21 protein-coding genes are annotated in these 20,167 nt (G+C 65.7%); 11 read left to right on the top strand and 10 right to left on the bottom strand.

The genetic code is table 11. From position 1 onward, the window contains the following. Positions 1-24 precede the first annotated feature (24 nt). The gene (locus tag ACOOFO_RS08920) at positions 25-567 is read left to right on the top strand and encodes a DUF4334 domain-containing protein (protein WP_420426434.1); all 543 of its coding nucleotides are present in this window, start codon (positions 25-27) and stop codon (positions 565-567) included. Positions 568-575: 8 nt separating this feature from the next. Here ACOOFO_RS08920 and ACOOFO_RS08915 read toward each other — a convergent pair whose 3' ends face one another. Both ACOOFO_RS08915 and ACOOFO_RS08910 read right to left on the bottom strand, forming a co-directional pair. Beyond that, positions 576-1,193 carry a class I SAM-dependent methyltransferase gene (locus tag ACOOFO_RS08915; protein WP_420426433.1) on the bottom strand — a complete coding sequence of 206 codons (618 nt, stop codon included), beginning with the start codon at positions 1,191-1,193 and terminating at the stop codon, positions 576-578. Positions 1,194-1,251: 58 nt separating this feature from the next. Then, positions 1,252-2,040, bottom strand: a complete 789-nt coding sequence (locus tag ACOOFO_RS08910) for an SDR family oxidoreductase (RefSeq protein ID WP_420426432.1) — start codon at positions 2,038-2,040, stop codon at positions 1,252-1,254. Between the two features lie 68 nt (positions 2,041-2,108). Between ACOOFO_RS08910 and ACOOFO_RS08905 the strand changes: the two genes are divergently transcribed. The 3 genes from ACOOFO_RS08905 to ACOOFO_RS08895 are packed head-to-tail and all read left to right on the top strand — an operon-like array spanning position 2,109 to position 3,898. Then, positions 2,109-2,660, top strand: a complete 552-nt coding sequence (locus ACOOFO_RS08905; protein ID WP_420426431.1) for a gamma carbonic anhydrase family protein — start codon at positions 2,109-2,111, stop codon at positions 2,658-2,660. Positions 2,661-2,702: 42 nt separating this feature from the next. Next, on the top strand, positions 2,703-3,074 hold the full coding sequence (locus ACOOFO_RS08900) for a DUF2237 family protein (RefSeq protein WP_420426430.1): 372 nt from the start codon (positions 2,703-2,705) through the stop codon (positions 3,072-3,074). A gap of 35 nt (positions 3,075-3,109) precedes the next feature. Further along, entirely contained in the window at positions 3,110-3,898 is a 789-nt protein-coding gene (locus ACOOFO_RS08895; RefSeq protein ID WP_420426429.1) for a TIGR01458 family HAD-type hydrolase, read from the top strand. Here the strand turns inward: ACOOFO_RS08895 and ACOOFO_RS08890 are convergent. After that, positions 3,895-4,851 carry a GGDEF domain-containing protein gene (locus ACOOFO_RS08890; protein ID WP_420426428.1) on the bottom strand — a complete coding sequence of 319 codons (957 nt, stop codon included), beginning with the start codon at positions 4,849-4,851 and terminating at the stop codon, positions 3,895-3,897. The two genes, ACOOFO_RS08895 and ACOOFO_RS08890, sit on opposite strands and share 4 nt — an antisense overlap. Positions 4,852-4,922: 71 nt before the next feature. Then, positions 4,923-5,570, bottom strand: a complete 648-nt coding sequence (locus ACOOFO_RS08885; RefSeq protein ID WP_420426427.1) for an arylesterase — start codon at positions 5,568-5,570, stop codon at positions 4,923-4,925. Between the two features lie 54 nt (positions 5,571-5,624). Here ACOOFO_RS08885 and ACOOFO_RS08880 point away from each other — a divergent pair, with 54 nt between their 5' ends. After that, positions 5,625-6,098, top strand: coding sequence for an acyl-CoA thioesterase (locus tag ACOOFO_RS08880; protein WP_420426426.1), 474 nt, complete (start codon positions 5,625-5,627; stop codon positions 6,096-6,098). On the opposite strand, the gene ACOOFO_RS08875 is transcribed toward ACOOFO_RS08880, so the two are convergent. The 4 genes from ACOOFO_RS08875 to ACOOFO_RS08860 form a co-directional block, all read right to left on the bottom strand. Further along, positions 6,095-6,691, bottom strand: a complete 597-nt coding sequence (locus tag ACOOFO_RS08875; protein WP_420426425.1) for a ribose ABC transporter permease — start codon at positions 6,689-6,691, stop codon at positions 6,095-6,097. The genes ACOOFO_RS08880 and ACOOFO_RS08875 overlap by 4 nt on opposite strands. A gap of 66 nt (positions 6,692-6,757) precedes the next feature. Next, the gene (locus ACOOFO_RS08870; RefSeq protein ID WP_420426424.1) at positions 6,758-7,828 is read right to left on the bottom strand and encodes an SDR family oxidoreductase; all 1,071 of its coding nucleotides are present in this window, start codon (positions 7,826-7,828) and stop codon (positions 6,758-6,760) included. Next, positions 7,825-9,453, bottom strand: coding sequence for an FAD-binding oxidoreductase (locus tag ACOOFO_RS08865; protein ID WP_420426423.1), 1,629 nt, complete (start codon positions 9,451-9,453; stop codon positions 7,825-7,827). The genes ACOOFO_RS08870 and ACOOFO_RS08865 overlap by 4 nt, the downstream gene beginning before the upstream one ends. A gap of 39 nt (positions 9,454-9,492) precedes the next feature. Then, positions 9,493-10,407, bottom strand: a complete 915-nt coding sequence (locus tag ACOOFO_RS08860; protein WP_420426422.1) for a sterol desaturase family protein — start codon at positions 10,405-10,407, stop codon at positions 9,493-9,495. A 90-nt stretch (positions 10,408-10,497) separates the two neighbouring features. Here ACOOFO_RS08860 and ACOOFO_RS08855 point away from each other — a divergent pair, with 90 nt between their 5' ends. Further along, on the top strand, positions 10,498-11,529 hold the full coding sequence (locus ACOOFO_RS08855) for an AraC family transcriptional regulator ligand-binding domain-containing protein (protein ID WP_420426421.1): 1,032 nt from the start codon (positions 10,498-10,500) through the stop codon (positions 11,527-11,529). Positions 11,530-11,559: 30 nt separating this feature from the next. Here ACOOFO_RS08855 and ACOOFO_RS08850 read toward each other — a convergent pair whose 3' ends face one another. Beyond that, positions 11,560-12,813, bottom strand: coding sequence for a saccharopine dehydrogenase family protein (locus ACOOFO_RS08850; RefSeq protein WP_420426420.1), 1,254 nt, complete (start codon positions 12,811-12,813; stop codon positions 11,560-11,562). A 29-nt stretch (positions 12,814-12,842) separates the two neighbouring features. Next, positions 12,843-13,844: an alpha/beta hydrolase fold domain-containing protein gene (locus ACOOFO_RS08845; RefSeq protein WP_420426419.1), complete on the bottom strand. Its 1,002-nt coding sequence runs from the start codon at positions 13,842-13,844 to the stop codon at positions 12,843-12,845. Between ACOOFO_RS08845 and ACOOFO_RS08840 the strand changes: the two genes are divergently transcribed. The 5 genes from ACOOFO_RS08840 (at position 13,843) to ACOOFO_RS08820 (ending at position 20,158) form a co-directional block, all read left to right on the top strand. After that, on the top strand, positions 13,843-14,922 hold the full coding sequence (locus ACOOFO_RS08840; RefSeq protein ID WP_420426418.1) for a M14 family zinc carboxypeptidase: 1,080 nt from the start codon (positions 13,843-13,845) through the stop codon (positions 14,920-14,922). The genes ACOOFO_RS08845 and ACOOFO_RS08840 overlap by 2 nt on opposite strands. Positions 14,923-14,947: 25 nt before the next feature. After that, positions 14,948-15,610 carry a glutathione S-transferase family protein gene (locus tag ACOOFO_RS08835; protein WP_420426417.1) on the top strand — a complete coding sequence of 221 codons (663 nt, stop codon included), beginning with the start codon at positions 14,948-14,950 and terminating at the stop codon, positions 15,608-15,610. A gap of 93 nt (positions 15,611-15,703) precedes the next feature. Beyond that, positions 15,704-17,920: a PQQ-dependent dehydrogenase, methanol/ethanol family gene (locus tag ACOOFO_RS08830; protein ID WP_420426416.1), complete on the top strand. Its 2,217-nt coding sequence runs from the start codon at positions 15,704-15,706 to the stop codon at positions 17,918-17,920. Next, on the top strand, positions 17,913-18,833 hold the full coding sequence (locus tag ACOOFO_RS08825; RefSeq protein ID WP_420426415.1) for a PHP domain-containing protein: 921 nt from the start codon (positions 17,913-17,915) through the stop codon (positions 18,831-18,833). Before ACOOFO_RS08830 ends, ACOOFO_RS08825 begins: the two co-directional genes overlap by 8 nt. Next, positions 18,827-20,158: an MFS transporter gene (locus tag ACOOFO_RS08820; protein ID WP_420426414.1), complete on the top strand. Its 1,332-nt coding sequence runs from the start codon at positions 18,827-18,829 to the stop codon at positions 20,156-20,158. Before ACOOFO_RS08825 ends, ACOOFO_RS08820 begins: the two co-directional genes overlap by 7 nt. Positions 20,159-20,167: the final 9 nt, after the last annotated feature.

Genomic DNA, 20,167 nt, shown 5'->3' with positions numbered 1-20,167 from the left:
GCCCCGCGCCGCAGGAGATCCACCATGCCCTTTGACGCCACCCAGACCCTCGGAACCGGGCGCGCCTCGGAAGAGGAGGCCTTCGCCTTCTACGATCAGCTCGAGACCGTCGATTGCGACTTCATGCTCGGCCGCTGGCGCGGGGACGGCTACACCACCGGCCACGCCTTGGACGGCGTACTCGAAGCCTTCGGTTGGTATGGCAAGGAGTTCGTCGATGCCGACCATGTGCATCCACTGCTGTTCTCCACGCGCAGTGGCGGCATCCGCAAGCTCAACCCCGCCCTGATGCCGCTGAAGACCGGCCTGCGCTTCCCGCAGCTGAACAACGGCTTCAGCGCCGGCCTCTTCCCGTGGCTCCAGCCGCTACTGGCCACCGGAAGCTCGAAGGCGCGCCTGCGCATGACCGAGTATCGCGGCAAGCTCAGTGCCACCATGTGCTACGACCAGCGTCCGATCCACGATGTCTTCCGCCGTGTCGATGACAACACCGTGCTCGGCGCGATGGACTTCAAGGGCATGGATCAGACCTTGTTCTTCCTGCTGCGCCGCGAACAGCCGCGCTAGGGTCTGCCTCAGGCGGCGCGCGCGCTGCCGGTACGCACGTAGGTCCAGGGCTTGGGCCCCTTGAGGTAGCGTGCGTCCATGTCGTGGATGCGGAATCCGCCCTGCTCCAGCAAGGCAGGAATATCGCGGTCGAGCTGACAGCCGCCCGCGATCCTGCTCCAGCCCGGCGACAGCCGGTGCTGCCAGCGCTGCACCGAGGTATCGGGCGCCAGCCCGTGCTCGCTGAACAGCAGATCACCGCCCGGCTTCAGCACGCGCCGCATTTCGTGCAGCGCTGCCACCGGATCCGGAATCGTGCAGAGCGAAAAAGTGCAAACCACTGTGTCGAAGCTGCGCGCGGCGGCCGGGATGCCCTCCGCCGAGATGCTGAGCAATTCCACTTCCATGCCGGCTGCGGCCGCCCGTTTGCGCGCCTTGCCGTGCATGGTCTCTGCAGGATCCAGACCGACGAGCTGCTCGACCTGCAAGGGGGCGTAGAACGGAAAATTGCGCCCGGTCCCGATGCCGATCTCCAGCACCCGTCCGCGGGCGCGCGGCAGCAGCGCGGCGCGCTGACGCTGAATCGCCTTCATGCCACAGCAGGCGTCGAGTACCACCGGCAGGATATGGTCGTCATAGAAGGACACGGCAGCCTCCACGGATGCAAAGGGCGCGAGTGTAATGGTGCTCGCTCCGCGGCGCGGCTCAGGGCGTGGCGACGCGGCGCAGCAGCCAGGCGAAGAGCCCCGGCGTGAAGCGCTTCAGATAGACGTAGAAGCGCTCGCGACCCATGGTCACTTCATAGCGGTTGCGTTCCACCGTCTTCCAGATGCGCTGTGCGCATGCCTCGGGGGCCATGCCCGCCGCGGTACTTGCCTCCACCTGACCGTTGGGACTGCCATCACCGGTCAGGGCATTGGCCGACACCTGAGTCGCCACGAAGCCAGGACAGGCCAGCGTGAAGCGCACACCTTCGGCCCAGTACTCCGCCGCGGCGGCATCAAAAAAGCCATGCAGCGCGTGCTTGGCGGCCGCATAACCGCTGCGCAGGGGCGAGCTGATGGTGCCCACCACGCTGCTGACGGTGACGATGTGCCCTCCGCCACGCGCCACCATGCCCGGCAGGACGGCCTTGCTGAGGGCGACTACCGCAAAGAAGTCCAGCTCCATCAAACGGCGATAGACCTCCATGTCGGTATCGCGGATCAGACTGCGCTGCGACAGACCAGCATTGTTGACCAGCACATCGATCGGGCCGACCAGGGCCTCGGCCTGCTCCAGCGCGGCATCGGCATCGACCGTCATCAGATCCAGCGGCAGCAGCGCGCAGGTGCTGAAGGGGGCGCAGCGCGCCTGCACCCGCGCCAGCTCATCCTCGCGGCGCGCCGTCAGCAGCAGACGGGCGCCCCGCTGGGCCGCCGCCACCGCCAGTGCCTCTCCAATCCCCCCGGAGGCGCCGGTGATCCAGACCGTCTTGTCTTTCAGCTCGCGCATGGCATCGTCCTCCCCACGGCATGGCAGATGACCCGCATCGCTTGTGGCGACTACAGGCGCTGGGCATAGTGGCACAACATTTCCAGCGAGAAAGTGCTTTGCTCTACACCATCGACGAGATCGCCCCGCAGCTCCCTGAGGCCAGCGTCTATATCGCAGACAATGCCTCGGTCATTGGCGATGTGCGCCTCGGCGCGAATGCCAGCGTCTGGTTCAACTGCACGCTGCGCGGCGACGCCGATACCCTGCACATTGGCGAGGACAGCAATATCCAGGACGGCAGCGTGTTGCACGCCGATCCGGGCTTCCCGCTGCACGTCGGTCGCGGTGTCACGGTGGGCCATATGGTGATGCTGCACGGCTGCACCATCGGAGACAACACGCTGATCGGCATTGGCGCAGTCGTACTCAACGGCGCCCGTATCGGCAAGAACTGCATCATCGGCGCGGGTGCCTTGATCACCGAAGGCAAGCAGATTCCGGACAACTCGCTGGTCATGGGGGCGCCGGGCAAGATTGTGCGCGAAACCACCGACGCCGACGCGCAGGCCATCCGTGTGTCCGCGCAGCACTATGTGCAGAACGGGCAGCGCTATCTCGCCGGACTGCGCAGCCTGTAGCGCTCCTGGCGCCGGCGCCATCCCTCACAAAAAGGAACCCTCATGGCAACCTCCACCGCGCGCAACGTTCTTGGCCAGCCACTGACAGCCTGCTGCGATACCCCCAGCACCGGCTTCTTTCGCGACGGCTTCTGCCATACCGCCCCGGCCGATGTCGGCATGCATACCGTCTGCGCCATCATGACCGAGGAATTCCTGGCCTATACCCGCGCCCAGGGCAATGATCTGTCGACGCCCCGTCCGGAGTTTGGCTTCAAGGGCCTGCGGCCGGGGGACCGGTGGTGTTTGTGCGCAGCGCGCTGGGCCGAAGCGGCCGAGGACGGCGTGGCGCCCCCGGTCCTGCTCTCGGCCTGCCATGAGGCCACCCTCAATGTGGTCGAACTCGGCGTGCTGTCGCGGCACGCCTTGCAGTAGACCGTACGGGCACGATTCCTGCGTGCCCTATCGCCATGCATCAGGATTCTGACCATCCCGGCATCCTGCTCGATATCGATGGCGTGCTGCATGTCGGCAGCGCGCCGATCGACGGTGCCGTCGATACCTTGCAATGGCTGCGCAGCCAGGGAATTCCGCATCGCTTCATCACCAACACCACCACGCGTACGGCCGAGAGCCTGGCCGACACATTGAGCGGTATGGGGATCGAGGTCTCCCCCGATCAGCTGTTCAGCGCCGTGACGGCGACGCAGCGCTACCTCGCGCAGCGCGGCCACCGGCATCCGCTGCTGGTCGTCGATGACGCGGTGCGCGAATCTTTCGGCGTGGACGATCGCGACCCCGACGACCCTGACTGCGTGGTGATCGGCGACATCGGCCCGCGCTGGGACCACGCCCTGCTCGGCCGCCTGTTCCAGGCGCTGATGCAGGGCGCCGAACTCATCGCCATGCATCGCAACCGCTACTGGCAGAGCGCCGAGGGGCTTTCCCTCGACATCGGCTGCTACGTCGCCGGCCTGGAGTACGCCGCCCAGATCAGGGCCACCGTCATCGGCAAGCCCAACGAAGCCTTCTTTGCACTTGCGGCCGAGGACATGGAGCGCACGCCTGCGCAGTGCATCATGGTCGGCGACGACATCGACAGTGATGTGGGCGGTGCGCAGACAGCCGGCATGCGGGGTCTGCTGGTGCAGACCGGCAAGTATCGCGACACGACCCTGCAGCGCACTGCGGTCAAACCGGATGCCGTACTGCCCTCCATCGCCGCCCTGCCCGACTGGCTGCGGTCGCAACAGCCTTAGCGACGCGGGCGCAGCACATCCTCCAGATCTCTCCACACGATGATCTGGTTGCGACCCTCGCGCTTGGCGCGATAGAGCGCCGCATCGGCCTGGCGCAGCAGCGCGGCCAGATGGGTACCGCGGTCCCGCAGCTCGGCGACACCGCCGCTGACTGTAAAACTGAAGACCCGTCCGTCGTCTGTGGATACCCGCAAGGCGCTGACCACCTGGCGCGTGCGCTGCAGCATCTCGGCCGCCGCCGACGCACTGGCGCGTGGCAGCAGCAAAGCGAATTCCTCGCCGCCGATGCGGCCCATCAGATCGATGGCGCGGATATCGCTCTCGACCGCGGCAGTAAAGGCCTTGAGGGCGGTATCGCCTGCGGCGTGGCCATAGGTGTCGTTGACATGCTTGAAGTGGTCGATGTCGAGCAGCGCAATGCTGAGCGGCTCGGAAAAGCGCTTGGCGCGCTCAATCTCCTTGTTGGCCACCTCGGTGAAGTGCCCCCGGTTGGCAACGCCGGTCAGCGCGTCTCGGGTCGCCTGCCGGTAGAGCGCGTCTTCACGCTCCTTGCGCTCGGTAATGTCCTCGAACACTTCGACGAAGGCGAGGATTTCGCCATCGCGCGCATTCCGTGCCAGCTCCATCGACACATCCGCGAGGAAGGGCTGACCATCGGCCCGCACGCGCCATTGCGGCTCGCGCACGCGCTGGTGCGCCCGACAGAAACTGAGCACCTGCTCCGGCTGCTGCCGCTGGACCGCCTCGTGACCGAACAAGCGTGCGAAGGGCTCGCCCAGCACATCGCGCGCGGTAAACCCGGTCAGCCTTTCCGCACCCGGATTCCAGCTGCGGATACGTCCGCCCTGATCGAGATGGTAGACACCGAAGGCCGTGATGTAGGTCGCCAGCTCAATGCGCTCCTGCACGCTGAGGCGGCCAAGGCTTTCTCGATTGAAGGCGGAGGGTCTCACGTTGTCGTGCATGACGTTCGGGAACGGTTACCGCGCTTTGTGGATCATACCCTGCTTCCGTCGACAGGCGATTACGGCAAAGCGCCGGCGGATGTCAGCAGGTCATGCAACGCTGTGGCCAGTTGCGTATAGCCACGCGCATTGGGATGGATGGCATCCGACTTGAGTTTGCCTTCCGACAGAATCTCTGCCAGTGCCGCCTCCAATACGGGCACCTGCAGCGTCTCACCCAGGCTGGCGTAGATCGGGTGTGGCTCCAGCGACCATGCCTGCAGCTTGGGCACGGCGATCAGCACGACTTCCGCACCATGATTGCGGATCATGGCAATCATGGCCGCCAGGTTGTCGCGCGTCGCCTCGGTGCTCTGCCGCCGCAGCATGTCGTTGCCGCCCAGACAGAGCAGCACCAGATCGGGCTGGCTGCGCTGTAGCCATTGCGGCAGACGTTGCCGCCCCTCCCCACTGGTTTCCCCTGGCACACCGGCGTTCACCACGCGCCGATCGATTCGATCGGCCAACCGGGCCGGATAGGACGCCTCCCGCGCTGCACCCGTGCCATAGGTCAGGCTGTCGCCAAAGGCCAGCACGACCGCATCCGGGGCCAGGCGCGACAGCGGCGGACCGTCATAGCTGTCCCGCGCTCCGCCACAGGCGGACAGCAACACAAGGAGGAAGGCCGGAGCCAAGGCCGAGATCGAGAATCGCGCGATAGACTGCATGGCTGCATCATCGCCGATCGATGCATCTTCAGCCATTGCTACCGACCGAGCCCCATGTCCGAGACCTCCGCCTTTCGCTGCCTGCTGCGCGTGCGCTACGCCGAAGTGGACGCCCAGAACGTCGTGTTCAATGCGCGCTACGCCGACTATGTCGATGTGGCCGTCACCGAATTCGTGCGTGCCCTGGGCTTTGCCGAGGACTTCGTCGAAGGACGGCTCGACTACCAGCTGGTCAAGCAAAGCATCACCTGGCAGGCGCCTGCCGCCTTCGATGAAGTGCTCGCACTCGGCGTCAGCGTCGACCATGTGGGAACCACTTCTTTCCGCCTTCGTACCGCGATCTCCCGGCTGCACGACGGGCAGGCTCTGGCCGAGGCGGAAACGGTCTACGTCATCGTCGACCACCACACCCTCGGCAAGCAGCCGATTCCGACCGCCTTCCGCAGCGCCCTCGATCATGCCGCGCGCGGTTTGGAAGTCGATCTGGCGGGCTGGCGCCACGGCGTACAGCCGCAGCCATCCGATTAGCGCAGCGGGCGCAGGCCCCGGCAGTGATAGACGCCGGCTGGCGGCAGATTGCGCCAGGCGGCTTCGAAGTGGACTTCCTCGAAGAAGCGACGATAGAAGCGCCAAAAGACCCACGGCATCACCGTCAGCTGCGAGACCCAGGGTTGCCCCGGCAAGTCGGCGATGGCCTGGTACACCGTATCGCGCTGAGGCTGCGGCAGGCTTGGTGTCGGCAGACCATTGAGGATCACGTCGACCCGCGTCACCTCGCGCGCCGCCAGAATTGCCTGCAACGACATGGCCGATGCACACAGTACCTCGGCCCGTGGCACCGTCTGCTCCAGCATGCGTGCAAAGTCGACATCGGATTCGATGGCAAGCAAGCGGCTGTCCGGATGCATGCGCGCGGCGGCAGCGCGCGTGACCGCACCGGTACCTGCACCCAATTCCACGATGGTCTGCGGATACTCGGCGGACACGCGACGGACACTGGCGGCCGACAGGGCCTGCCCCGACGGGGTCAGCGCGGCCACGCTGCGCCCGTGGCGCAGCCATTTGCGGAAGTGCAGCAGCGCTTCGCCGCGCGGGGCGAAGGGCGGTGGATTCTGCGTCACGTCGCAACCTCTATATGAAACGAGGATTGCGATGCTGTCACACCGCCATGACAGTCCGGTTGCGCGTCAGGCTGCCTTGCGGCTGCGAATCTGGCCGTCGTCGACGATCTGCTGGAAGTGCTCCACGAGGGTGTCTTCCGGCGTGCGGTACTCGACCCCCAGGGCGCGGCTGCGACTGTTGTCGAAACGCACGTCATAGCCGGCGTTGCGGCTGATGAAACGGCGCGTCACCGGCCCCTTCATCGGCCCGAACAGCCAGACCAGCGGCTTGGGCAGCTCGCGCTTCGGGAAGCGATAGCCGTCCCGGAAGCGACTCTTCAAGGTGGTTGCCATCCGCAGCATGGTGCGCGACGCCGAACACAGGATGTAACGCCCTTCCGCGTCCGGCGTAAAGGCGGCCAGCAGATGCGCCCGCGCGACTTCGCGCACATCGACAATGCCCATGCTGAGACGGGGCACGCCATCGCGCAGGCGCCCGTCCGCGAGCTGGCGCAGCAGGTCGATGCTCGCCGACTGGCTGGCATTGGTCAGCGACGGCCCCAGCACCATCGCCGGGTTGATGGTGACCATGTCCCAGCGCGACTGCGCCTTGCAGATCTCCCAGGCCACGCGTTCAGCTGCCACCTTGGAGTATTGGTAGGGGTTGTGGTCCACGCTGCTGGTGGTATTCCAGTCCGCCTCGGTGAAGACACCGTTCTCGGTGTTGCGAATATCGGCGCTGTCGCCATAGATGCCGGCCACGCTGCTGGTCAGCACCACGCGCTGCACATCCGCGCAGCGATTTACCGCCTCCAGCACATTGCGCGTGCCATCCACGGCAGGGCGCACCAGGGCGGCCTCGGCATCGTCGTATCCCGACAGTACGAAGGGGGACGCCGTGTGCATGACCACCTGGCATCCCTGCACCGCCTCGTCAAAGCTTCCGGGCTGGTTCAGATCGGACGCGAACAGCTTGAGCGTGCCGGGCTGCGCTTCGGCGATGGCCTGAAGGTGGCCGACGCTGCTCTGCTTGGAGGGGTCGCGTACCGTGGCGTGCACGGTATAGCCCTCTTCCAGCAGATAGCGGACGATCCAGCCCGCGATATAGCCTGATGCCCCGGTGACGCAGACCGGCGCCTTTGCATCGATGTTGGTCATGAACGGCTCCCTTGTGTTGCCGGCATGGTAGCGCGCATGGGCTCAGGCAGCAGACCCGGATTCATGCGGCCGTCCGGGTCCAGCCGCGAGCGCGCTCCATGCAAGGCGTCAATGAAGGCTTCCGGCAGCTCGTCACGGGCATATCCGCGATGCATGCGGCCCATCGCATGATGATGGGAGGCGGTTCCGCCGAAGGCGGTCACCGCCTCGGCAGCAGCATCGCGGATCGCCTGCCACTGTGCGGCCAGCGCATCGCGTCGTCCGGGGGCGAAGAATCCGAAGTAGAGACAGCAACCGTCGCTGTAGACGTGGGTGACGCGACAGGTGACCGCACCGCCACCGCATTCGCGCTGCAGGGCATCGAGCACGCGCTGCCGGATGCCGTGATAGGCATCGGGGAGTTGCGACCACAGCACGGCCGTCTCGAAGGTATCGACCACGCCGGCGTGATCGAGCATGGCATCGCGCAGGTAGGGCTGACGGAAGAAGGTGTTCTTCCAATCGCCGGTGCCATCGCTGTCACCGCCCTGCTGCACCTGCCCACCGTGTTCGGCCGCGATCGCCTGCGCGGCCTGCATGAGGGCATCGACCGGAGCGCCCGCGGATTCAAAGGCCAGCACCATCAGTGCGCCCTTGGCGGAGCGGCCCGCCATGAGCCGCGAAATCATGTGCTCATAGGGATCCAGAATCCGCAGCTGAGTGGGATAGATGCCCGACTGCAGCAGCGTACGCGCCGCTTCCAGCGCCGAGGGAAAGTCATCGAAAGCGATGCCGCAGCCCACACGATGCTGCGGCTCGCGCACGCAGCGCAGCCACACCGAAGTGATGATGCCCAGTGCGCCTTCCGAACCGCACCAGAGGCGGTTCGGGTCCACCCCCACGCTGCCAGCGGGCAGCCGCTGGGTTTCCGCGATGCGTCCGTCGGGCAGCACCACGCGAAGCGCCTGCACTCGGTCCTCGATCTTGGCGTGCTGCGTCGAGAAATGCCCGGCGCCCCGGGTTGCCACCCAGCCCCCCAGCGAGGAATGAAAGTAGGACTGCGGGAAGTGCCGTATCGCCAGACCCTGCGCCTTGACGGCCGACTCCAGCGCCGGGCCGAGGATGCCGGCGCCAGCGTGCACGGTCGCGGCACGCGGGTCGATGTCGTGTATCCCGTCCATGGCCTGAAGGGACAGCGTGACGACACCGCCAAAAGCCTCCATGCCCTCGGCATTGACCCCACCCACGACGCTGGAGCCACCACCGAAGGGAATCACCGCAGCCTTGCAACGCGCGCACCAATCGAGCACGTCGAGCAGCGCCTGTTCGCTGTTCGGGGTAGCGACCACATCGGGCGCCTCCGCCAACGCACGCTGGCGCAGCGCCACCAGATCCGGATAGCTGCGGCCGCGTGCGTGCAGAACGCGGGCGTCGTGGTCATCACTCAGCACATGGGCCAGGGACTCCGGGATGCGCAACCGTGAGGGCGGCAGGGCAATGTCGGCAGCGGTGGGCGCTGCCTCGGCCTCCGGCAACTGCCCGCCAAATAGCGTACCCGCCATCGGAATCAATGCCTTGCGCTCGGCCGGACTCATGGCGTCCTCGATGAAGCCCCAACCGGTTGGATTTCTTGTTTTCTGCTGCACGCACTCTCCCCTTTGCGTGGTGCCGGAGCGCAGTCGCGCCTACGGCGTTGTGGTCGGTTGCCCCTTCACGGCCGTGTCGGGGCGTTCGTATTCTGGCGGGGCCCACAGATGCTTGAGCCGCAGCCACAGCGGCCCGGGTCGCAGCACATCCCGCCACATGTCCAGAAACTCGTGAAAGTTGAGCGTCAGGATGTTGTGACTGTGCACCTGCTTCGGAATGCCGTACACCACGGCCTCTTCTTCCGGTTCAAAAGTCCCGAACCAGCGATCGAAGCAGATCAGCACGCCGCCATAGTTCTTGTCGATGTACTGCGGATTCTTGCCGTGATGCACACGGTGGTGGCTGGGGGTGTTGAACCAGTATTCGATGAAGGGATGCAGCTTGCCCACCGATTCGGTGTGCACGAAGTACTGATAGGTGAGATTGACCCCGTAGAGGAAGAACACCGCCGCCGGATGCACGCCCAACAGCACAAGCGGCATGAAGAACAGCCACCAGCCGGTGATCGAATACAGCAGGCTCTGGCGCATCGCGGTGGTCATGTTCATGCGTTCGCTGGAGTGATGCACCACGTGCGCGCTCCAGAACCAACGAATACGGTGGCTGCCGCGATGGAACCAGTAGTAGCAGAACTCGACACCAAAGAAGATCGGCACGATGGTCCAGGCATTGACCGGGATGTCGAACAGCCGGAACTGGTAGATCCAGATCACCGCCGCGCCGGTTACCAGCAGATGGGCGATGGTTTCGAAGATCTGATAGCTGCCACCGAGACCAAGGTTGGTCAGGATGTCGCGCCATTCAAAGCCCTGTGTGCGCTGCCGTTGGCGCATGACCACGAACTCGATGGCAAAGGCCAGCAGGAACAGCGGCACCATCGCGGTCAGCAGCACCTGCTTCCAATCCACGTGCGGCCCCAGCAGGGCGTGTACTTCAGCTACCAACGTCTCCATATCGGGTCTCCTTCTTGGTACCCCGTCATGATGCGCACACTGTTGAGTGCTGGATTGACGGTTATCGCCTAATTTTTGACACTTTGCGCCATGCCGGATTCCGCACCGCTTCGTGGCAGTGTCCCCAGCAGCTATGTCCTGCTGCTCTACGACTATCTGCGCCATCAAGGCTACGACGCCACTGTGCTGCTCGGCCAGCCCGCTCCCTCCCGAGATAGCGCGCCTGGACGCACGCCGATCACGGAATGGAAGGGCCTGCTCGAACGCGCCGCCGTTGCACTCGACGACCTGACCTTGGGTCTGCGGCTCGGGCAGCACATCACTCCGGCCTCCTTCGGTCTGATGGGCTACGTCCTGCTCGCCTGCCCAAATCTGGGGGCGGCACTGCAACGGCTGCGCGAATTCGAGCGGCTGTACTACGACGTCAGTCCGCTGCGCGTGCGCTCCACCGACGCCGCCCTGGTGCTGGAGTGGGGCACGGAGAACGGGCGCCCCGGCCCGCTGGTTGACGAGGCCGCCATCAGTGCCCTGGTACAGATGGCGCGCGATATCACCGGGCAGCCGCAGCTCAGTCCCTGCCGTATCGACTTCGTCAACGCCGCGAACTGCCCGCAGACCGTCTACGACGACGTGCTGGGCTGCGCCACCCATTTCGAGCAAGCCACCACGCGCGTGCATCTGCCCCTGCCCTGGCTGGCGCAGCCGCTGCGCCAGGCTGATCCGCAGCTGCTGCATATCCTGCAGCAGCAAGCTGCCGAGCAGCTGCGCCGGCTGCCCCCGCGGGGGGCATTGAGCGCACGCATCCGCGAGGAGATGCCGGCCTTGCTGCAGCAGGGCGCCGCGCATGCCGATGCGGTGGCGCAGCGGCTGCATCTGTCGCCGCGCAGCCTGCACCGCCAGCTGGCGCGTGAGGGGCTGCGCTTTGGCGCGCTGCGCGATGAGTGCCTGCACCAGCTCGCCTGCGACTATCTGGCGGACTGGCGCCTGCAGCTCAGCGAAATCGCCCAGCTACTGGGTTACTCCGAGCAGAGCGCCTTCACCCGCGCCTTTCGCCGCTGGAGCGGATGCAGTCCGCACCAGTACCGCAAGCAGTTACGCGCGGACACAGGGATTGACTCCTGAACGCTGCGCAGTCGGCGTGCCCGGATCCGGTCAGGGGCTCAGGCGTTCAAAGCGCATGCCAGCGTGCGCCTGAAGGCGCTCGAGCAGCCTGTCGCCCAGCAAGACAGAGGGCGTGAAGAAGCCGCCCGCGCGCGCACCCTCACCCGCCTGCGCCGCCATGGCGGCCGCGACTTCGCCGATCATGCGGGAGGTGGCGCCGTAGCCGGGATCGCGCTCGCCGTAGACCTTCACAGTGAGTGTGTCGCCCCGCTCGGTGGTTCCGAAGAGACGCACGTCGAAGAAGCCCTTCTCCTGGGCTTCGGGGGACGGCCCCTCACCCGGCTTGGGCAACACAAAGCGCTCCATCACCCAGCGCGTGGGTGGTAGCGCGATCGCCCCCATCAGACCGGCGAGGCCGCCTCCGGCTGCCAGTGCGCCCATCCACCCCTTGGCGCCACGGCCCGTCATGACCGCCTCGTCGTACTGGAAATCATAGCCCCAGGCATAGCCCAGCAGGGCATTGGAGCGATGCACAACGCGGGTATTGATCGCCGCCATGATGAAAGGTGCCACCCAGCTCTTGGCATCCGGGTCGTACTCCTTGAAGCGTACATCGGGCTGACGCGGGCGCGGCTCGCTGGTCGACGGACACAGTGCGTAGGGGTCGGCCATGCGCTTGCGCACCTTGGGGTCGGCACTGGCTTCCTTGAGTGCATTGATCAGGCTGGCGACAGTCCCGCCTGAAAAGCCACCACTGGCCGCTTTCAGCCGAAATTTGACCCGCTTGCAGGGGGCGCCGAACTGATCCTCGGCTTCGCGCTGCAGGAAATGCACGCCGAGATCGGAAGGCACCGAATCGAAACCAGCGCAATGTACGATGCGCGCGCCCGAGCCCTTGGCGGTGGCTTCGAAGCGGTCGATCATGCGCGCGATCCATTGCACCTCGCCGGTGAGGTCGCAGTAGTCGACGCCGCGCTCGGCGCAGACCTTGACCAGCTCCGTCCCATAGAGCGCGTAGGGTCCCACCGTCGAAAGGACGACCCGGGTCTGCTTGACCATGGCCTCCAGACTGCTCTCGTCGGAGGAATCCGCGACGATCAGCGGCACGCTTGCGGCCTCGGCCCCCAGCTCGCGCTGCACCGACTCCAGTTTCTCGCGTGAGCGCCCGGCCATGGCCCAGCGCATCTCCCCGTCCGCGCCGTAGCGCTGCCACAGGTGCCGACAGACCAACTGGCCGACAAAACTGGTTGCGCCGAAGACTACGATGTCATGACTCGCCATTGATGCACTCCAAGGTCCCGGCATCGCAAAAGGATGCAGCGGAGGCCGTTGTTCTAAGGATTGGCCGACAGGTTAACGCGGCTCGAAGCCATGCGCCGTTGGAGAAAGTCGATGGCCCGCTCAACCGCCGCACCGTCCGTGAGGAAGGCAGTGATGTGCCCGCGCAGGCGCATGCGATAGAGCTCGGTGTCCACCCCTGCCTCTTGCAGCGCGTGGAACAGGTCCTCGGCGTGCTCGATTCCCACCAGCAGATCCTGCGTGCCGTGGTAGAGAAAATGCGGGGGTGTCTGCCCATCGACGTGCACCACTGGCGACGCCAGCGCGAAGCGCTCTGGCATCTCCTGCAGTGTGCCGCCCAGGAATTGCGGCACCAGTTCGCCGCCGCGAAAGCGGCGCAGGTCCGCGGGCGTCCCACCCGCCACCACGGCCTGCAGGCGGGTATCCGGCCCGCCAAAGGGCGCGTCGAGAGCCTCCACCCCCTCCGCTACGCTGAGCAAGGAAACCAGGTGCGCACCCGCCGAATAGCCGAAGCCCGCAATGCGCTGTGGGTCAAGCGCCAAGGTGTCGGCCTCGCTGCGCATCCAGCGCAGCGCCTGCTGCAGGTCATGCAACGGGGCCGGGAAACGATAGGCCGGTGCGAAGCGGTAGGAGACATTCATCACGACAAAGCCGGCCTCGGCCAGATCTTCGGCAATCGCTTGCATATCGTCGCGCTCGCCACGCGTCCAGCCGCCGCCATGCACCAGCAGTACGCCCGGATGCGGCCCTGCCGCCGTGGGCTGATAGACATCCGCCTCCAGCACCTCCGGCCAATCCGCAGGGCTGTATCCCACTGCCGGTCGTAGGCGGTACTCGCTCTCCGGCGCACGATCGATGCCGCTTGCCGGCGCATTGACATGGTGGGCACAGCCGCCGAGTACCAACGCGGCGAGCCCAGCGAGCCACCCCCGCATCCAGCGCGCGGGGCGCAGCCGCTGCCGAGCTGTGACTGGATTGTCATGGGCGCGCACCGCGTTACCGCTACCATGCGAGAGCCCGCAAAGGAAAGGATGCATGGAACGCCTCAAGCCGTTGCAGAAGTCGGGAAGTCTGCCTGAGCTGGATTATCTGACCACGCTCGTCGAACTCGGCGGCAAGGAGCTGCGCTGCGACACCGTGGCCACGGTGCAGTGCGAGGGACGCGAACTGCCGCTGCATTGCCTGGAGCTCGGCAGTCAGGATCCGGCTGCGCCGGCCATTGGTTTCTTTGGCGGCGTACATGGCGTGGAGCGCATCGGGGCCCAGGTGGTGCTCGCCTTTCTGCACGCGTTGATCCGGCGCCTGGACTGGGATCGTGCGCTGCGAGAGATGCTGGCGCATATCCGCGTGGTCTTCATGCCGCTGGTCAACCCCGGTGGCATGCTGCAACGCACGCGCAGCAACCCGGCCGGCGTGGACCTGATGCGCAACGCCCCGGTCAATGCCGAAGGTTCGGTGGCGCACTTTCTCGGCGGCCAACGCCTGTCGCGTCGCCTGCCCTGGTATCGCGGGCCTGGCAGCGCGCCCATGGAAGTCGAATCACAGGCGCTGTGCCAGGTGGTCGAGGAGCGCATTCTCCGTCATCGCTTCGCGCTCACGGTGGATTGCCACTCCGGTTTCGGCACGCGCGATCATCTCTGGTTTCCCTATGCCTACACGCGCCAGCCGATCGAAAGCCTGGCGGAACTCTGGGCGCTGCGCTGCCTGTTTCGCGACACCTACCCCTACCACAGCATCTACGTCATCGAACCGCAGTCGCGGCAGTACACCACGCACGGCGATCTGTGGGATTACCTCTATTTGCGCAATCGCGCGCGAGAGACCGCGCCGGTCTTCCTGCCGTTGACGCTGGAACTGGGCTCCTGGCTGTGGATCAAGAAGTCGCCCTCGCAGCTGTTCAGCCTGCTGGGCATCTTCAACCCGCTGACGCCGCACCGGCATCGCCGCATCCTGCGCCAGCACACCACCCTGCTCGATTTCCTGCTGCACGCCAGCTACAGCCACGAACGCTGGCTGCCGGGGCCGGAGGCGCGCACGGCGATGGAAGCGCGTGCGCGTCGCTATTGGTTCGATCCGGACACGCAAGACACGGCCCCGTCCGCTCAAGCACACTGAGGCCATCATTACAGGGAGCGTCATCATGATCGTTGTGCATCATCTGGAAAATTCCCGGTCCCAGCGCATTCTCTGGCTGCTCGAGGAACTGGGCGCCGACTACGAAGTCCGTCGCTACGAGCGCGACCGCAAGACCATGCTCGCTCCGCCCGAACTCAAGGCCGTGCACCCGCTGGGCAAATCGCCCGTCATCAGCGAGGGCGATACCGTGGTCGCCGAGTCCGGCGCCATCACCGAATACCTCGTCGACCGCTTCGACGATGGCACGCTCGCCCCGGCGCGCGACCACGCCGACTTCCTGACCTATCGACACTGGCTGCACTATGCCGAGGGTTCGATCATGCCGCTGCTGGTCATGCGCCTGATCTTCGGCCAGCTTCCGAAGCAGGCGCCACGGCTGCTCAAGCCCCTGATGAAGGGCATCGAAGGCAATGTGGTGAAGCAGTTCCTCGGCCCGCAGATGGACCTGCATCTGGGCTATATCAACAAGGCGCTGGAGCCGACCGGCCATTTCGTCGGCGACGACTGGACAGCGGCCGACATGCTGATGAGCTTCCCGCTGGAGGCCGCGCAAAGCCGCGCCGGCGGGCGCTACCCGACCATCAACGACTTTGTCGCACGCGCCCAGGCGCGCCCTGCCTACCAGCGTGCCCTGGAACGTGGCGGCCCCTATACGATCATGGGCTGAGCGTCTGACGCCGGGGCATGGCTGCGCTACGATAAACAATCGTTCAATGCCCCGGCACTGCGGTGCCGGTACAACAATCACGGAGACACACGCATGCGCGGACGCTCGTACCGCCAGCGCAGCTTGCTTGCGCTGCTGCTCACGACGGCCCTTCTCCCCGGCCTTGCCCACGCCCAGTGGCAGATCGACGCTGAGCGGCTGATCGAGGCCGACAGCGAAGTCCACAACTGGCTGACTCACGGCCGCACCTATTCCGAACAGCGCTACAGTCCGCTCGACGCGATTGACCGCGACAGCGTTGCGCGCCTCGGTCTCGCCTGGTACCGCGACCTCGGCACGCGCCGCGGTCTCGAGGCCACCCCGCTGGTCATCGATGGCGTGCTCTACTTCACCGGCACCTACAGCGAAGTTATCGCCGTGGATGGCCGCAGCGGCAAGATCCTGTGGCGCAATGACCTGAACGTGGACCGCACGCGTGCCAAGTTCATGTGCTGCGACGTGGTCAATCGCGGACTGGCGGCGTGGGGCGACAAGCTGTTCGTCGGCACCATGGATGGACGCCTGGTCGCGCTGGATCCCGAAAACGGACGCATCCTGTGGGACAAGCTCACGGTGGACCTCGAGCGCCCCTACAGCATCACCGGCGCACCGCGCGTGGTGGACGGCAAGGTGCTGATTGGCAATGGCGGTGGAGAATTCGGTGTACGCGGCTACATCAGCGCCTTCGATACCGAGACTGGCGAGCAGCTCTGGCGCTTCTACACCGTTCCTGGCAATCCCGCCGACGGCTTTGAAGCGCCCATCCTGGAAAAGGCAGCGGAGACCTGGGGCGACGCTCCCTGGTGGGAGATCGGCGGGGGCGGCACGGTGTGGGATTCGATGGCCTACGATCCAGGCCTCGACCTGCTCTACATCGGGGTTGGCAATGGCTCGCCGTGGAACAAGCACGTGCGCAGCCCCGGCGGCGGCGACAACCTCTTTCTCTCCTCCATCATCGCGCTGGACCCGGATACCGGCGACTATGTCTGGCACTACCAGACCACCCCGGGCGACGGCTGGGACTACACCGCCACCCAGCATCTGATCCTCGCCACGCTGGAGATCGACGGTCGACCACGCGACGTCCTCATGCAGGCGCCGAAGAATGGCTTCTTCTATGTGCTCGACCGGAAAACGGGCGAGCTGCTGTCCGCCGACAACTACGTACCCGTGTCCTGGGCCAAGGGCATCGATCTAGAAACCGGTCGGCCCATCGAGACCGACAACGACTACGGCGAGGGGCCGGTCTATCAATTCCCCTCGCCCATGGGCGGCCACAACTGGCAACCGATGTGCTACTCGCCCGATACCGGTTATGTTTACATCCCGGCACGTCAGCTGGCGATGATCTATCGGCGGGACGCCGATTTCGAGTACGAGCCCGAATTCTGGAACGTGGGCATGGATGTCATGAAGGACATTACCGTCCCGCCCTGGATGGACGCCGACCTCGTCAAGAAGGTGGGATCGGCCATGGCGCAGGGCTTCCTGCTGGCCTGGGATCCGGTACGGCAGCAGCCGGTCTGGCGCGCCAACGCCGGTAGTCCGTGGAACGGCGGCGCCCTCTGCACCGGCGGCGATTTGGTCTTCGACGGCACCGGACGCGGCGACTTCCGTGCCATCGACGCCGAGAGCGGCGACATCCTGTGGTCCTTCGATGCGCAGCAGGGCATCATCGGCTCGCCGGTTACCTACAGCATCGACGGCGAACAGTACGTCAGCATTCTGGTTGGCTGGGGTGGTGCTTTCGGCCTCTCCTTCGGCTTCGCCAGCAACACGGTGGAGGAGCCATCCACTCAGGGGCGTCTACTGACCTTCAAGCTCGACGCCATTGGCCAGCTTCCTCCCATCCGCCGCGGGCAGCGGGTACCCGAACCGCCGCCGCGCAAGGCCAGCGACGCCACGGTCGACAAGGGCAATACCCTCTATCACCAATACTGCGTCTATTGTCACGGCCCGCGCGCCATCACCCACCCGAATATCGCCGACCTGCGCACGATGGATGCCGATACCCACCGCGACTTCCTCGGCATCGTGCTCGGCGGATCGCAGGTCGAGCAGGGCATGCCGGGATTCAGCGATACTCTGAGCCGCGACGAGGCCGTTGCCATTCACGCCTATCTGATCGAACTCGGCCATCAGGAACTCGACCGCATCCGTGGAGAGGATTCCGCCTGGCAGCAGTTCAAGCACGCTCTATACAGCGTGGCGGCGTGGTGCGTCGGCCTTCTGGTGAATTTCATGGAGTGGTTCAAGAACGCCGGTGGATAGAGCACTGCAGGATCGGGCCGCCAGGGGCTGCGACTACCACATCCATTCCGATGTGTCGGATGGGGTACTGCCGGTCGACGCCCTCGTGGCCCGACTTGCCGCCCACGGCATCGAAGAATGGGCGTTGACCGACCACGACACCGTGGACGGCCTGCCCGCCGCGGCACAGGCTTCGTCCGCGCACGGCCTGCGCCTGTTGCCCGGCATCGAGCTCTCCTGCACCTTCAATGCCCACACTGTGCACGTGGTGGGTCTGGCCATTGATCCCGGCAATCGAACGCTGCAGGGCGCGCTGCAGCGACTGGACGCCCAGCGCCAGAGCCGCGCCGAGCAGATCGCCCAGCGCCTGTCCGCGGCCGGCGTACCCGAAGCCCTGGCACAAACGCGGCGCATCGCGGGTCACGACCGCCTTACGCGCACCCATTTCGCGCGCATGCTGGTCACGCAGGGCTATGCGCGTGACATGAAGGCCGCCTTTCAACGACATCTCGCCGATGGCAAGGGCGCTGCGGTCAAGAGTGCGTGGCTACCGCTCGAGGAAGCCGTGGCGGTCATTCACGCCGCCGGCGGTATCGCCGTGCTCGCGCACCCCTTGCGCTATGCCCGCACCCACGCCCGGCGACGACGGACCGTCGCTGCCTTCGCGGAAGCAGGCGGCGATGCCATCGAACTCAGCACCGCGGCGCAGGCACCCGCCGGCGCGCAGGATCAGCTTGCGCGCTACGCGGTGGAGCGCGGCCTGCTTGGCTCTCTGGGTTCCGATTTCCACGACCCCGCACAGCATTGGATCCGCCTCGGTCAGTTGCCACCACTGCCGGCGCCGGTCACGCCGATCTGGCAGCACGCGCGCTGGCCGCATTCGACCCCAGCAGCTTCCTCCGCACCCTTGAAGAAGGTGGCACGCGCATGGTGACCCGCAAGCTGGCGCCGGGCCGGGAAATCTTCGGCTGGGGCATGTTCGACTTCGCCAATCAGGCCTATACCCTGCTGATCATCACCGTCATCTACGGCGACCTGTTCACGCGGGTCATCGTCGGTGATGCCCCCGATTACCGCTACGGCAACCTGCTATGGAGCATCGCCCTGGCGGTCAGCGCCCTGCTGGTGGTGGTGACCGCGCCGCTGGCGGGCGCCATCATGGATGCAACGCGCACGCGCAAGGCCTTCTTGTTCGCCAGCTATGCCGGCACTGTGGGGACCACGGCGCTGCTGTTCTTCGTGGAACCCGGCATGGCCTGGCTTGGCGTTCTGCTGATCATCCTGTCCAACTATTTTTACGGCATCGGCGAAAGCTTCATTTCGGCCTTTCTGCCCGGACTCGGCCCCCCGCGCGCGCTGGGCTGGATTTCCGGACTGGGCTGGGGCATGGGCTACGTCGGCGGTCTGGTCAGTACCGCCTTCGCCCTCGCCTTTCTGGGAGAGGTGAGCGCGGAGAACTTCGATACCGTGCGCTGGGTCGGGCCCTTCGCCGCGGTCTTCTTCCTGCTCGCTGCCATTCCCACTTTTCTGTTCGTGCGCGAACGCGGCCGTCGCTACACCCTGCCGCCGGATCAGCGCTGGTTGACACTGGGGGTGAGCCGCATTCGGAGCACCATTGCCGGCATCTCCGGCCTGCGCGATCTGGGGTGGCTGATGGTATCGATTTTCTTCGTCATGGCCGGCATCTACATCGTCATCAGCTTCGCTTTCATCTACGGCGCGCAAGTCATCGGGTGGGATGAATCGACGCGGGTGGCGATGTTCGTGACGGTGCAGATCACGGCCACGATTGGCGCCTTCACCTTTGGCTTCATGCAGAGCCGTGTGGGCGCCAAGCGCGTCTATCTGGTCACGCTCAGCCTGTGGATCGCCGCCATCATCGCCATCTGGCAGACCCCTGCCCTGACGGCCTTTCTCAATACGCGCTTTGGCCTTGATTGGGAGGCGCAGCATCTCTTCCTTTTCGCCGGCGTGCTCTCCGGACTCAGCCTGGGCTCCAGCCAGTCCGCAGGCCGCGCGCTGGTGGGCGTGCTCACGCCACGCAACAAGGCGGCCGAGATGTTCGGGATCTGGGGCATGGTGTCCAAGCTCGCAGCCGTCTTCGGCATGCTTGGCCTGGGCTTGATTCAAGCGCTATTCGGCCTGGCGGACGCCATTGTCTTCTGCGTGCTGCTCTTCGCCGCCGCGCTGGGAGCGACCATCGTGGTCGATACCCAGCGCGGTGAAGCGACCGCCCTGCGCCATCGCGATCCGCGCTGAGCGAAGGAA

This window comes from Algiphilus sp., assembly GCF_965216485.1.
In the GTDB taxonomy this organism is placed as follows: Bacteria; Pseudomonadota; Gammaproteobacteria; order Nevskiales; family Nevskiaceae; genus Algiphilus.
This window is presented reverse-complemented; position numbering and strand designations above follow the sequence as displayed.